The following is a 12,972-nucleotide window of genomic DNA, read 5'->3' as shown; positions in this document are numbered from 1 at the left end:
AGAATGCTTACACCATCCGGAGGGTGGGGCTCTGATCGACTGGCGCTGGATACATCAGGCGGCCATCCTGGACCATCGCGAATGTCGTCAGTTGGTGTGGCTGAACCTGGCCAACTCCCAGGATATGGAAAACTTCCCAGCCGCGTACGACAAGCGCAACGGATATCAATCAGCCGTTGGATATCGTGGGATTGGAGGAGCACGAGAAACTCTTCGTTGGAGCGGGTCGAATGCCCAATGGTCCAGAGACGTCGAGGAGGCGTGGTGAGTTGCTGGCTCATGACTCGTGAGCGAGCATGTCCCGTGTGGAAGGAGGGTTATGAAACGGAAGCATCAATTGCGCAGTCGGTGGCGCAATGGCCCGGTGCGCCCAGACCTTCAACTGTTCGGCATCTTCCAGAATATCGATCGGCACTTCGTAATAGTGTTTGAGGAGCTGCTTGCCGTTCGGGCGAAACGGCTGCATGCCGCACGCGGCATATGTCGGTTGTGTCATCCCATTGGTTTTCAAGTAGAGCCGGCCCTTGTGAATGATGCCAAAGAACGTCTCGCGCTGATAGAGACCATAGCCGCCGAACATCGCTTTGCACATGAGTTGAGGGACTCGGCCGAGCTGATCCAGAACAAAGTCTTTGAAACTGTCGGCACGCATGCGCCACGCACCTTTCGCGGTTCCCCGTCAACCTAGATCGGTCAAGCATAGCGGCTTGACGTTCCAGCGGGAGCGTCGTGAATCGTTGCATCGGCGGGGAGTCAGCGAGCCTGACTCCGCCGCCGTGGCGCACTGTGCAACATTCCGGCATTCATTGCAATGCGTGGAGCGAGTCCCGGAGCTCCCGTACTTCCGTGGCAAACAGCTCCATGTGTTGACTGCGCTGAGGTTGGTCATCCTTGAACTTCCAGGCGCGCTTAAAAATCGCCCAGAGCTCCTTATTGTGCGTGACAAGCAAGTCATAGGCCGGTAGATCACGCTTGTTCTTGTCGACGCAGCAGATCGTGTTGTCAAAGGCATGGAGCTGGTTGTGCAGATCATCAAGAGCCTGATCTTTTCCTTTCCCCTGTCGGCCGGCCTTGGCAGTTGCTTCCATCATATCGGTCAGGTTGATCAAGGTCTCGATGGTCGTACCACCCTTTGCCTTCTCGGTGAAGTCCTTGGCCTGAGGATAGAACAGATAGCTGCACCCGCCGGCCGCAACAATTACGAAGCCTAAGAGGCTGCGAAGAATGAGCTGTCGCATGACCACTCTCCTTTCTCGACGAGATGGGTACACAGGCTGTCGGCACGAGTGTGTCGCCGCACGGTCAGTCGTTCAACTGGCGGTAACCCTAGTGTCATCCCATAGGACACTCGACACCCGAAAACTAGGGGATTCTCCAGTGGGGCGAGAAGCAGGGAACGCGCAGAGTAGGAAAAGCGGTTCACCTACACTCGGAGGACGGGTATGCGTACATTCATGACAGTGGCGATGATCGGTGTCTGTCTGTCGGTTGGCATGATGATCTCGGCCGAAGCCGGCGAAACGAAGGCCAAGATGGAAAAGGCCAAGGGGGCGGTGAAAGGTGAAATCGAAGAGATGAAGGGGGAAACCAAGGCTCTGCATGAGGAGCTCAAGGGGAACGACACGAAAGCAGAACTCGAACGCGCCAAGGGCAAGGTAAAGGGGGCCGGTGAGCGGGCGAAAGGAAAGATGAATGAGTTGAAGGAGAAGGCCAAAGACTAGTCGGCTGTGTGGCGCTCCCGGCCCGCCGTCCTGTTTGGGCGGCGGGCTGCAGGAGGAAGTCGGCGTAGTGCCTATCGAGGCTTTCTTGCGCTGACGATTCGCACGGCGATCGGCAAGGCCACGCCCTGTGGCCCACGATAGTCGTTCACTGCCTTGATGATCCCCTGTTCAGCCTCCACCTGTTGTGCCGGCGTCAATTGCGCGAAGAGATTTTGAATCGGCGCCGCGATATCCATCAGCCCGCGAAAGAATTCTTCACCGGACTCGTAGGCGACCTCGGCGGTAAATTCCTCATCATCCAACGGGGTGAGTCCAGCCCGCTGCAGCATGCCTGCGAGGTCGCCGGGTTTTGCCAGGCGAAAGATTCCCGGTGCTTCAGGATCCGGCGGGGGCAGAGGGGTAATTGATTTGATGATATCCATGGGAATCCGAATGAACGGATTCTTGTCTGGAGAGGACCAGACGGCGGCGGCGACATACCCTCCCGGTTTCAACACGCGGGCGATCTCCCCGGCGGCCTTGGGAATGTCCGGGAGGAACATCAGGCAAAACCGGCTGATGACGGCATCGATCGAGCCGGTCTCGAACGGCAGCGAAGTGACGTCACCGGTGCGAAAGCTGACCTGCTGCAAGCCGAGCGTCTTGGCCTTGCGTGTGGCCACTGCCAGCATGGATTCCGCCAGGTCGATCCCGATGACGGTGCCCTCCGCTCCGACCACTTCACCGGCGAGGATCGCCGGGTAGCCTGTCCCTGATCCAAGGTCCAAGACCCGAAGCCCCGGACGTACGCGGGCATCGGCCACCAGGCGGTGGTTGATGAACGCCATGGTACGGTTGAAGAATTGGTCCCATTTGTCCCAGCCCGGTGCGACGCGGTTCCAATCCTGGCGCTGCGCTTCGATGACGGCTTCCGGCGTGTGTGTTGGCATGTGCAGACTCCTACTCTTGCGCCCGGTGTGGCGTCGGTTACTTCACCCGTTCAAACGAAAACACCTTTGGGACATCCTTCCCCGCCTTGCTGAGCGTCCAGGTCTGGGTAATGTGATCGTGGTCTTTCACGTCGATCACCAGCTGTCTCATGTGCACATCGGTCGGGTTCTTGAGATTCGTGACGTCGACGAAGGCGAAGCTGATGCTCTTGTCTCCTTCTTTGACCGCCGCGGCGCGCATTCGTGGCTGATTGTTGAGCGAGCAATAGTGCGTCAACATCAACTGGTCGCCGTCGCTGTAGTACATGGTTGTCATGGGCGGGCTGTCGGGCGGGGTGAGGGTTTCGGTCAAGGTGGTTCCTCCAGAACTGAGGGCAAAGGCGATCTTGTGCGGCTTCCCTTCGGCGTCGGCACCCTTCCATTCTCCGGCAAGAAACTTTAAGGGGGCGAGGCTGGTGTCGGGAGCCGTGTCGGTGGCTGATGCGGAGAGCGGAGCGAGGAGCAGGGCGAGAGTCACGAGAAGGCGAAGACTTCCATGCGGCATGCAAATCCTCCATCAGGGAAGACGATGAACAATAAATTTCAGTCAAGCATGTCTCCAAGGTCCAGATCAAGACTTTTTCCGTGACTGTTGCAGGACGACACAGATTTCGTCGCGGAGTGAATCACAAATGCACGTATTCTCCGCTATTCATAGTGGCGTGAGTGGGAAACCTCCGACACGATTCTGTTCCGACACAGGTGGGAGCGCCCCGTACGATGATCAGGCGGTGACGAGGTCAGGGGGCGGCCAGGCCGGATGACAGAAGAGCTGTAATATTTCTCCCCCGCCTCCGTCTGTAGTGATGACGGCAGACATCACCACAGACAAAGGAGGATCACATGCTTCATTCTCACTCAGCCGGCACAACCCTATCTCTCCATCGCGGGACCGCCCAACAGCATAGCTGTGAAGAGGCTCATGGAGAGGTGCAGGGGATCCAGCATCGTCATCACCCGCATCACGAGCAGGGGCCGCGGGTGCAGGAGCATGATGCGGTCTCACTCAATCACACCGCACTTATGGCCACCCTGCATTGCTTGACCGGGTGCACCATCGGCGAAGTCGCCGGCATGGTACTGGGCACGGTGCTGGGGTGGGGCAATTGGCCGACCGTCGCCCTGGCCGTTGCGTTGGCTTTTACCTTCGGGTATGCCATGACGTTGTATCCCTTGCGGCGGGCGGGCATGGCTTGGGGAACCGCCATCGGGCTGGCGTTGGCCTCGGATACGTTGTCGATGACCACTATGGAATTGGTCGATAATGCGATCATGCTGGTGATTCCTGGCGCGATGGAGGCCGGCTTGCCTGATCCGCTCTTCTGGGGCAGCTTGACCTTGTCGCTGATCCTGGCCGGTGCAGCCGCGTTTCCGGTGAACCGGTGGCTGATTGCTCGTGGGCGCGGCCACGCGCTGGTGCATGGGCATCATTGCCACTGAAGCGAGTGCGTGAGGCGGCGAATACGTCGCCTCACGTGTGCGCACGGACGCGAGACGGTAAGCGCCCAGCCTCTGCCGCGAGGCGTCTGTTCACATCGATGAAGGAGCAATTCAGCATGGCGAGTGGATCAGACCTGCGCCGCCTGACAATCGTGGCCTTGGCCATGGTCGCGCTGGCGACGGCGGCGTGCAGCCAGTTCGAGCCGCGTGACAAGCGCTTTTACTATCGCGCGTTCTGGAATTTCGCCTTGCGCGAGGACTTAGCCGAACTCGACAGTGAGTTCAACGGCGTCGACTTCGGTCATTCCAATCTGTACGAGAATCTCTTGCTGACCGGCGGCAGGGACGTGGCGGCTATTGAAGAGCGGGCCCGGAAGGAAACCCTCGCGTTCATCGCCACCAAACCGAGGCTGAATCCCAATGAGGAGGCGATCGCGCCGACCTACATGAAGCTGGCCTGGCGCGCGCAAAACACCTTCGACGAAGCCCATGCCCTCCATCGGGCGACCTACGACATCGTGGTGTCGGACGAACCGGATAAGGATCGCGCCATCCGCGAGGTGCTGGAGTATTACCGAAACAGCGCCTATGCGCTCACGTCGAAGCGGCTGGACCATCGCCGCCTGGATCAGTTTCCCTATTCCAAGGCGTTCCGGACGCGCTTCCCGCTGTTCAACGCGACGATCTGGTCGTATCACTATTTGCAGGTCGCTGTGTACGATCCCTTGCAGGCGGCGACGAACCTGGCTGCCAAGACCAAGGCGGTTCGGCCGATTCTGACGACCTATCGGGGCTATCTTGATCAGCCTCCGGTGCAGTGGACCTTCATGCCGCTCGCGGCGGAGTATAGCCCGGCCTTTGCCGCGCGGTATCCGGAGGTGGCAAACATTTTCGACAACCTCCATATGCTGCACGACAACATCAGCGACATCCTCACCAGCGAGCGCCTGCCGACCTGGGAGGCCAAGCGGGAAGAAATTTATCGTGTGGTCGACCACTATTACCTGGCCAGCGCAGATGAGACCAATCCCATGATCGTCAGGAGCGAACAGGAGCATCACCATTGAATCCTGCGGGACGACAGGTGGCCGGGCTGTTGGCCCTGATTCTGCTTCTATGGCAAGCGATGCCCGCGCGGGCGTTGGATCATGACAATCTGGACCCCAATCGTCCTATCGGAATGGAAGATGCCTATGCCGTTCCCAAAGGAGAAATCGGGCTGGAAGGCGGAGTGCGCTTCAACGACCGCCGGGAAGGCCGCACGCAGGTGACGTTTCAACCGCAAATCATCTACGGCGCGTTCGACAACACGCAAATTGAAATTCAGGGGGATCTGTTCACCGATCCACGCTCCATCGTGGGCGCCAACAAGTCCGGGGATCTCCATCTCGGTGTCCTCTACAACTTCAATACCGAGACGCTGACCCTCCCGGCCATGGCCCTGCGTGCGGAGGTCGATCTGCCGACCGGCGTGAACTCGAAGGGAGTGGATACGCAACTCACCGGAATTCTGACCCGGTCGTTCGGCCGCCTGCGGGTGCATCTCAATGCGGGGTACACCGTGCTTGGCTCGCCACAAGGGCAGGAGCGCTCCGGCGCCTATCGGGGCGTCGCGGCCGTCAGTTATCCGTTGGGGTATCCGAACAGCTTCCGCGACACGCTTATCGCCAGTATCTATTCCAGACAATCTGACTTGCGCGGGCAACAGAATCACACCGGAATCGAGGTAGGCATCCGGCATCAACTGACCTCGCGCGTCGTACTCGACGGCGGCCTCGGCACCGAATTCCTCGGGCCTGCCGAGCGGGCGGCGTTGCTGGGGACCGTAGGCCTGTCAGTCGGATTCTAACGAACGGCCCCGTACAATCGGCCCGGTGAAAACGTTGACGTGGTTTGTTCTACAAGTGGATAATGCGCCCGTCGCCAGGAGGCGGGCATGGGACCAGCCGGTCGTTGTGCGGGCAGTATCGTCGCGCTGTGCAGTCTCCTCTTGGCGGTGGCCTGCGGCGATGCCTCGGTGGATGCCTACTGCGAAGCCAACGGCAAGGGCAACCGGGAGACCCTTGAACTCCTCACCCGTCTCCTCGACCAAAAACGCAACCAGACCGGCCTCTATCTCGCACGTGCTCGCTGTTATTATGTGCTCGGCTCCTATGCCCAAGCGCAGCAGGACGCATCGGAGGTCATTCGCCGCCTGCCCGATAGGCCTGAGGCTTATCTGATTCGCGCCAAGGCCGGGAAGATGCTCGGCCGGATTCCGCAGGCGCTGGACGACTATTCGACATCGATTCGCCTCCGTCCGACTGCGGAAGCCTATTATGGCCGCGGATTGACGTACATGCGGGATTATCAGGGGAAGGATCGCGAAGCCCTGGAGGATTTTACCGCCGCCATTCGTCTGGACGGCACACATGTCGGTGCCCACGCATTTCGCGCTCAAATCTACAGCCGCCACGAGCAGTATCAGAACGCCCTCGGGGATTCGGAGCAGGTGCTCAAGCTCGATCCCGCCACGCCGAATGCCTACTGCAACGTCGGATTCGCCCATTACGCATTGGGGCACGACGCACAAGGGCGCAAATTTCTGAACATCTGCTATCAAAAGGATCCGGATCCCCAAACGCGTGGCTATTATGAGACCGAAGTGAACAAGGTTTTGCATGCGCGGAGGCCCAGGAAGAATTTCGGCGGGAGTGACGTCGCCAAAGGCCGGGAGAAGACGCCCTACGATCGGGAAATGGAGCGGCAACAGAACGTCTACGAAAGCCTGCGCAACTCAGGCTTCAACGACCGGGCAGAGGCTTGTCGGATGGATGGATCGAAATGTTGAGTGGTGTGACGTGACTCCGTTCCCTTGCTCACGGAACGCGCGCCCTCAGAAGGGCCTCGTTCGACGTGCGCAGTTGGGAACGCACTCACGCCACCCTTTGGGAGGAAGGGGCAAGTGGAGGGAGCATTAGATTCTGACGCGCGGCTTCGAAAGGCCCTCGTTGACAGCAGTCTTCATCGATCGGTAGGCTAAGAAAAAAACCGGGAGGATTCGTGATGGCACTAATTCTCGCAGTCTTTCTCATCTTTTCCGCAGTCATTCCCGCAGCAGCCGCTGACAACACTCAGGCCACCGCCGCGTTGGTCATTAAGGCCGACGTCTTGTATTGGGAAGAGGGCGAACTGATCGTCAAGGAATTCTCTGGTCACGAAGAACGGCTGAAGGTGACGCCTGAGACCAAAATCGAGGGCGTGGTGGGTGGACGGTTGAAAACCGGCGACAAGATCGTGGCGCAGATTACCGATGACCGTACGGCGATCTCCATCAAGTTGCAGGTTCCCGACGGCCGATAGGAACCTTTCGTCAGCCTCACGTTCGTCCAATGCCGATCATGAATCGGCTCCACATCTATTTCAAGTCACCCGTTTCGGCCTTGCATCACCATAGTGCGAAGCTTCACTGGGACTGGCTTCTACTTAAACATGTCGTAATCGTAGATTGAGTGGTGGTGGCCGATGTATCGGAGTTCCACGTGGTTTGGGCCGAGGAATTTAAAGACGACACGATAGGATCGATCAATGCGAAAGCTCCAGACTTCATGATGTTTGGGGCGGAGCTTCTCTGTATGGAGTGAAGGGTAAAACGGATTCTCCCGGAAGAGATCCGTTTTGGAAGCGGCCTTACGTTGGATCGCCTTTGGAAGCTTGGCAAACAGGGCGTCGAAGGTTGTGGTTGTCGAGAGCTCGAGCATGATCGAGCTATGCAATCAACTCTCGTAGCGATTTGCGTTTGGTGACTCGTCCTGCCTTGTGATCCTTCTCGGATGCATCCAGGGCATCAAGGAACTCCCGGCGATAGAGGCCGATCGAATCACAAAACGACTCAAAGTTCTCTTTCGAGATCTTAAACTGAAAGCTGTCTTTCGTTCGTTTCACCACTTTTGCAGCCAGTGCCATGATGTTCCTCGTTGTGTTCTGATTCTAGCGCCTTCAAAGCCGAGAGACAATCTTAAACACCCAGCCATCCAGTTGCAGGCTATTCAGAGCGCCTATCCAGCAAGCCCGCAGTGAGCCTCTGAGCGAAGCGGAAATGATGCCGGGTTTCTCTGCACTCCGTTAATCGAGTATCGAGAAGGCCCCGATAAAGTACGGCCCCTTTGCAGCCTGAGCCCCACTGATCCGTACTTCGACCACATCCGGCACCCAGACGCCGACCAGCCAGGGATCGGGCGCCAGGTTCGACCAATACCACCAGTGTTGTTGCTCTTCTTGAATCAGAATTGAATCGGTTCCGCCCTCGTCCCCTGCGCATCCTAACAATCGTCTGGATACAGTGGACGAAAATGCTGCTATTTGTGTGAGGCTGGAAGCGGTACCGGATCGGATGCTGCCCCAGTACGTGGTCTCCTTCAGGACGGCGTGAGGCAAGTCGCTGCCGGCATGTGTCTAGGGCCGGACGGCACGGATTGACAGTATGCCCCGAAATACGTAGCCTAAGAGACCATTCGAGTTCCCCTTAGGCCCAGGGCGGTTGCTGCTCGTCAGGAGGCCTTCATGTTCACCCCGCCGTTTCGTATTCTGGTGTCGATCACGGTTCCGGTTGTGGCCTGCCTGCTGGTCTCCTGCGTGTCCCTGGAGTTCGACCGGATGACGGGCACGACCTTTCCTCCGCAACATACGGTGAACGGCCAGCTCGTGACGTTGGAGTCGATCTTCGACGATGCCGGTATCGCGTTGACGGTGGAGCAGGATGAGACGGGGATTCAGCCCCTCAACATCGCCGCCGACGAGTGCATCAGCGATGCCGAACTCTCGACATTGGAAAACGGCCATCGCCACCTGTCGCTGTTTCCCTCATCCGCCTGTCCCTTTGACTTCTGCAATACCTATCACCTCTACGGTGTGGTGGTGAATCACTACGGCGAGGTGCTCGATGCCTGTATCCCTGAATTCATCCTGGGCAAGATGTGGCAGGGTCACACCAGATCGGCCTTCGCTATTTTTTATCGCACGAACACCATCCAGACCAGCGGTCCGGAATACCTGCGTACGACGGCCCATGAGATCGGTCATGCCTTCAATCTCCACCACAGTGACGGAGACGGCACTTCGATCATGACGCAATCCGATGACCTGACGGGCGATCCGGCATATCGCTTTTCTGAGCAAAGCCGGGACCATTTGGCGAACCATCCGGGGCAGTGCAAATTTCCCGGCGCCATCGGGGCTGCGCCCTTCACATGGGTCGTCAACGACCACGCGGCCTGGGCCCATCCCCTGGAAGAACTCACGATCACCGATTGTCAGTGAGGCTGAAGAGCAGCGTATGAACCTCTATCCTGTCGCGTCCCGGTCCAGGAATGTGTTCTTCCTGTGCATGGTCGCGGTCCTGTTGCTGGCGGCGGGGGCATATGATGGTCTGGCGCAGGAGCGTCCCGGTTCGGCCACGCTCGAACTCACTCTTGAGCTTGGCACGTCCGCCTTGAATCTCGGTGAGCCGGTCTATGCCACCGTCCGCCTCGTTAATGCGGGGATGAAGCCGGTGGAGGTCGTTAAACTGCTCGACCCGCAAACCGGCGCGATCCAGATTGAGGTGTCGAGCGCGAATCGGCCGCGGTTCGTGTTTCTGCCGTTGTTCTACTCGGATGCCGTGCATGCCCGGACTGCCCTGGCTCCGGGCCAGGCTGTCGTGGCGGTGTTTCCAATTTTTTACGGCGCCTTGGGGTGGACGTTCGATCGGCCGGGAACCTATCGCGTGACGGCGGAATACCGTCCTCAGAGTGGCACTCAACGGGATCGGATACGGTCGCGCGCGGCAAGCGTGACGGTGGCCGACGAGCATGGAGCGGGTGCTTCCTTGCTGACAGGCTCGTCCGCCGGTGAGGAAGCGGCAAAGTTTCTGCTCTGGCAGCGGGGCGACCAGTTGCAGGCGGGACAGGCGCTGTTGACCGGGTTGCTGACGCAACAGCCCGATTCGCCGCTGGCCGATTATGCGCTGCTGGCGTTCGGGAGAAATCTGAGCCGGAGTTTTCGCAATTATGCCGTCGGAAAGATCCGTGAGGCAGATTGCGAGACGGCGTTGAGCTATTTTCAAAGGGTCCGATCAGAGCGGTTGCCGGTATTCTTGCAGATCCAGCAACGCCTAGATGAAGCCCGGTGTCTGATTAAGTTGTCTCGACCGGACGAGGCTCGAGCGTCGATGGAGCGAGCCGAAGGGTTACGCGCCGATCGTCCTGAATTAGCGCTCTTCTTCCAACAAGCGATACGGTTGGAACCGGCGCTGGGCGATCGCGCCGAGATCCACACACCACCCTGGTAATTCTCACCTCTGAACTCGACGACATTCTTTCTCGCACCCGGCTTGGAACCGTTCAGGCGTCGGAGTATTCTGATCCGGAGATGTCCGCTCAACGCCTCAATAGAACACCGTTCCGGTCTGTAAGTGGCTGGCTGGTGCTCACGGGTCTCTGCATGGCCCTGTCAAGCCTGCCCCTTTCCGTCGGTGCAACCGTCACGACATTCATTGCGGAAGACTATGTCTTCACCGGCCCGGAGCAGCTCGAATCCGGTCGGCAAACGGTGCGGCTCCTCAATCGCGGTCGGGATGTGCATCAGATCCAGTTTCTGGCCCTGCCCTCGGGCAAGAGCATCACCGATGTCGAACGGGCCTTGGCGTCCCGGTCGCCAAGCTTGCCGAATTGGCTACGGCGTCATGGGGGAGTGAATAGTGTTGCTCCCGGCGATGAGGCGTCCGTCAGCATGCAGCTTGAGTCGGGAGACTATCTGCTGCTCTGCGGCATTCCGGACGTCGCGGGTCGTCCCCACGCCATGCGCGGCATGGTACGGGCGCTTCGGGTAGTGGAGGCTGCGCCTTCCGGCGAGCCAGCGCCGCGAGCCGATGCCACTCTGCGTCTGACCGATTTTGCATTTTCGTTGAGTGGCCCGCTGCATGCGGGAGCCCGAACCGTGCAGCTCGTAAATGATGGCCGGCAGGCCCACGAAGCGGTGGTGATTCGTCTCGCAGAGGGCGCATCAGCGCAAGACTTCATTGAACGGTACCGGCCTGGAGGACTGCCCAATTCCGCCGGTCTGGAATCCGGCGGGGCGACCGGCATCGACCCGGGTCGTCAGGCCTCTATGCATCTCGATCTGGAGCCGGGGCGGTACGGGTTGCTGTGTTTTCTGGCAGACCCGGTGACCGGCGCGCCCCATTTTTCCCGCGGCATGTGGATGGACATTGAAGTCAAGATGGTGCTGACTCCCGCGGAGGGGTCGTGACATATCGCGACCTGATGCGTCCGGCGAAGGACGAGAGGAAGTCTACAGGGCGGGTCGGGGCCACTATGAACGAGGCTTCTTCACGGTAATTGGATTTGGCGGCACATGTGCGCAGGGCTTGGACTGGTTCCTCTGAAAACGAGTGATGTGTGATGCGAGATCCTGGCGGGGCGGCGCTGGAAGCCTGGACCGGAACAATCCGTCCTGCAAAGACAGAAGGGCGGCGTCAGCGGCGCTTTCGCAATCGCACCGGTTGTTTGCGCTGAATCCAATCACGAATGAGAGTTCCGATGACAAGAGCCGGTACCGCCAGCAGCCAGAGGTACCAGCTTGCCCAGAGCGCGGGGTCGTGCATGATCATGCCTCCTGTGTGTGTCTGACGAGAAAAGCAAGCCTCATACCGCCTCGCCATATTTCGCGAGAGAAGACCGTACCCTGCTCCACGCCGGTCCAGTTGCGACGATTGCGAGTTCTGACGGAAAGCGGCCGCCTGGCGATCTACGCTAGGCAATTTTTGCCGTCGCAAAAACCTCACAACGCGTGACGCGGTTCCCACAGGTGAGGAGTGAGAGGGACAGCGGTCCTGTGCTGATCAGCGAGACGGGAGCGAGCAATGGACCCGTCAGGTCGCCAGTAGGCTCATGAGGTGGGGGAGGAATGGAAGCAGGGCGACGCCGCAGCAGATCGAGAGTGCCACGATCGAGGTAACCAGATCTTCATCAAGCCCTGTGTTGGTGGCAAAGATCACTGCGGTAACGGCCGACGGCATCGCCGCGATCAGGATGGCGATCGCACGCTCCATGCCTGTGAGGTGTAAGACCTCAGTGACGGCCAGTCCCAAGAAGCAGCCGCCAAGCATCCGCATCGCCACGCCGAGCAGTGCCAGGAGCCAGGTGCGGCGGAGGGCGGTGAAATTGATCGACAGGCCCAGGACCAGGCTTGCCAGGGGTGTCGTCGTCAAGTGAACGGGCGTCAACACCTCACGGAGCCAGGTTGGGAGATGCCACTCCGCCACCGAACACAGGAGACTGATGCCGAGCGCCCATAACGGTGGCGAGGAGATAAATCGAACGAGTGCATATCGAAGGGTGGCCTCCTTGGTCCCGTGCCACACGGCAATGGCATAGAGCACCGTGAGTGTCAGCGTGGTTTGGCCCAAATCGAAAAGGATCGCGTGCGCGAGGCCGCTCTCGCCGAATGTGCCGAGTACCACGGGGTAGGCGAAGTAGACCGAATTAATGCAACCGGTGCCGAGCAGGAATCCACCTTGCGACACGCGCGGCAGGTGGAGGAGGCGCGCCAGCGGCCAGGCGCACAGCAACATGGAGACGGTGACCAGGCAAGCGGCGATGGGCAGTTTCCAGGCGTTGGGAGCCACGACGATGTGATCGAGTGACACGACAATGGTCGCCGGGAGGCTGATCGAAAACACGAACGAGGCGAGCCGTTCCGCATGGGGCTTCCCCAGAAGTCCCGAGGCACGAAGTGTGGCGCCGACCACAAAGATGGCGATGAAGGCTTGGAGCGTGGCGGGCATCGGGCGCAGGGTAGCAGAAAACCGCGCACAAGAGGAGGCG

General features: G+C 59.3%; 18 protein-coding genes. 9 read left to right on the top strand and 9 right to left on the bottom strand.

Translation table 11 applies throughout. From position 1 onward, the window contains the following. Nucleotides 1-277: 277 nt before the first annotated feature. Both KJA79_RS13635 and KJA79_RS13630 read right to left on the bottom strand, forming a co-directional pair. Nucleotides 278-652: a TfoX/Sxy family protein gene (locus KJA79_RS13635; protein ID WP_213042599.1), complete on the bottom strand. Its 375-nt coding sequence runs from the start codon at nucleotides 650-652 to the stop codon at nucleotides 278-280. A gap of 151 nt (nucleotides 653-803) precedes the next feature. After that, nucleotides 804-1,238 carry a hypothetical protein gene (locus KJA79_RS13630; protein WP_213042598.1) on the bottom strand — a complete coding sequence of 145 codons (435 nt, stop codon included), beginning with the start codon at nucleotides 1,236-1,238 and terminating at the stop codon, nucleotides 804-806. Between the two features lie 204 nt (nucleotides 1,239-1,442). Between KJA79_RS13630 and KJA79_RS13625 the strand changes: the two genes are divergently transcribed. Beyond that, nucleotides 1,443-1,721, top strand: a complete 279-nt coding sequence (locus tag KJA79_RS13625) for a hypothetical protein (RefSeq protein ID WP_213042597.1) — start codon at nucleotides 1,443-1,445, stop codon at nucleotides 1,719-1,721. 71 nt (nucleotides 1,722-1,792) lie between these two features. Here the strand turns inward: KJA79_RS13625 and KJA79_RS13620 are convergent, their stop codons facing one another. Next, a complete protein-coding gene (locus KJA79_RS13620) occupies nucleotides 1,793-2,650 on the bottom strand; it encodes a class I SAM-dependent methyltransferase (RefSeq protein ID WP_213042596.1) in 858 nt (285 codons plus the stop codon). 37 nt (nucleotides 2,651-2,687) lie between these two features. Continuing rightward, nucleotides 2,688-3,194 carry a hypothetical protein gene (locus KJA79_RS13615; RefSeq protein WP_213042595.1) on the bottom strand — a complete coding sequence of 169 codons (507 nt, stop codon included), beginning with the start codon at nucleotides 3,192-3,194 and terminating at the stop codon, nucleotides 2,688-2,690. A 338-nt stretch (nucleotides 3,195-3,532) separates the two neighbouring features. Here KJA79_RS13615 and KJA79_RS13610 point away from each other — a divergent pair, with 338 nt between their 5' ends. The 5 genes from KJA79_RS13610 to KJA79_RS13590 all read left to right on the top strand — a co-directional run bounded on the left by KJA79_RS13610 (nucleotide 3,533) and on the right by KJA79_RS13590 (nucleotide 7,471). Further along, entirely contained in the window at nucleotides 3,533-4,129 is a 597-nt protein-coding gene (locus KJA79_RS13610; protein WP_213042594.1) for a DUF4396 domain-containing protein, read from the top strand. Nucleotides 4,130-4,245: 116 nt separating this feature from the next. Further along, complete coding sequence (locus KJA79_RS13605) at nucleotides 4,246-5,196, top strand: hypothetical protein (RefSeq protein WP_213042593.1); 951 nt, start codon at nucleotides 4,246-4,248, stop codon at nucleotides 5,194-5,196. Then, a complete protein-coding gene (locus KJA79_RS13600; RefSeq protein WP_213042592.1) occupies nucleotides 5,193-5,978 on the top strand; it encodes a transporter in 786 nt (261 codons plus the stop codon). Before KJA79_RS13605 ends, KJA79_RS13600 begins: the two co-directional genes overlap by 4 nt. Nucleotides 5,979-6,065: 87 nt before the next feature. Then, nucleotides 6,066-6,959 carry a tetratricopeptide repeat protein gene (locus KJA79_RS13595; RefSeq protein WP_213042591.1) on the top strand — a complete coding sequence of 298 codons (894 nt, stop codon included), beginning with the start codon at nucleotides 6,066-6,068 and terminating at the stop codon, nucleotides 6,957-6,959. 215 nt (nucleotides 6,960-7,174) lie between these two features. Next, nucleotides 7,175-7,471, top strand: coding sequence for a hypothetical protein (locus KJA79_RS13590; protein ID WP_213042590.1), 297 nt, complete (start codon nucleotides 7,175-7,177; stop codon nucleotides 7,469-7,471). A 119-nt stretch (nucleotides 7,472-7,590) separates the two neighbouring features. Here KJA79_RS13590 and KJA79_RS13585 read toward each other — a convergent pair whose 3' ends face one another. From KJA79_RS13585 to KJA79_RS13575, 3 genes are all read right to left on the bottom strand, one after another. Beyond that, nucleotides 7,591-7,869 (bottom strand): type II toxin-antitoxin system RelE family toxin, encoded by a 279-nt coding sequence (locus KJA79_RS13585; protein WP_213042589.1) that lies wholly within the window; start codon nucleotides 7,867-7,869, stop codon nucleotides 7,591-7,593. Nucleotides 7,870-7,876: 7 nt separating this feature from the next. Then, a complete protein-coding gene (locus KJA79_RS13580) occupies nucleotides 7,877-8,074 on the bottom strand; it encodes a hypothetical protein (RefSeq protein ID WP_213042588.1) in 198 nt (65 codons plus the stop codon). Nucleotides 8,075-8,233: 159 nt separating this feature from the next. Then, nucleotides 8,234-8,437, bottom strand: a complete 204-nt coding sequence (locus KJA79_RS13575) for a hypothetical protein (protein WP_213042587.1) — start codon at nucleotides 8,435-8,437, stop codon at nucleotides 8,234-8,236. Between the two features lie 234 nt (nucleotides 8,438-8,671). Between KJA79_RS13575 and KJA79_RS13570 the strand changes: the two genes are divergently transcribed. The 3 genes from KJA79_RS13570 to KJA79_RS13560 all read left to right on the top strand — a co-directional run bounded on the left by KJA79_RS13570 (nucleotide 8,672) and on the right by KJA79_RS13560 (nucleotide 11,395). After that, on the top strand, nucleotides 8,672-9,427 hold the full coding sequence (locus tag KJA79_RS13570; RefSeq protein WP_213042586.1) for a zinc metalloprotease: 756 nt from the start codon (nucleotides 8,672-8,674) through the stop codon (nucleotides 9,425-9,427). Between the two features lie 16 nt (nucleotides 9,428-9,443). Beyond that, nucleotides 9,444-10,436 carry a tetratricopeptide repeat protein gene (locus KJA79_RS13565; RefSeq protein WP_213042585.1) on the top strand — a complete coding sequence of 331 codons (993 nt, stop codon included), beginning with the start codon at nucleotides 9,444-9,446 and terminating at the stop codon, nucleotides 10,434-10,436. Nucleotides 10,437-10,588: 152 nt separating this feature from the next. Continuing rightward, nucleotides 10,589-11,395: a hypothetical protein gene (locus tag KJA79_RS13560; RefSeq protein WP_213042584.1), complete on the top strand. Its 807-nt coding sequence runs from the start codon at nucleotides 10,589-10,591 to the stop codon at nucleotides 11,393-11,395. Between the two features lie 226 nt (nucleotides 11,396-11,621). On the opposite strand, the gene KJA79_RS23025 is transcribed toward KJA79_RS13560, so the two are convergent. Beyond that, nucleotides 11,622-11,750, bottom strand: a complete 129-nt coding sequence (locus KJA79_RS23025; RefSeq protein WP_281412689.1) for a hypothetical protein — start codon at nucleotides 11,748-11,750, stop codon at nucleotides 11,622-11,624. A gap of 267 nt (nucleotides 11,751-12,017) precedes the next feature. Next, complete coding sequence (locus KJA79_RS13555; RefSeq protein ID WP_213042583.1) at nucleotides 12,018-12,932, bottom strand: AEC family transporter; 915 nt, start codon at nucleotides 12,930-12,932, stop codon at nucleotides 12,018-12,020. Nucleotides 12,933-12,972: the final 40 nt, after the last annotated feature.

This window comes from Nitrospira defluvii, assembly GCF_905220995.1.
Lineage (GTDB): Bacteria > Nitrospirota > Nitrospiria > Nitrospirales > Nitrospiraceae > Nitrospira_A > Nitrospira_A defluvii_C.
The sequence above is the reverse complement of the archived record's forward strand: the minus strand, read 5'-3'. Positions and strand labels throughout refer to the sequence as shown.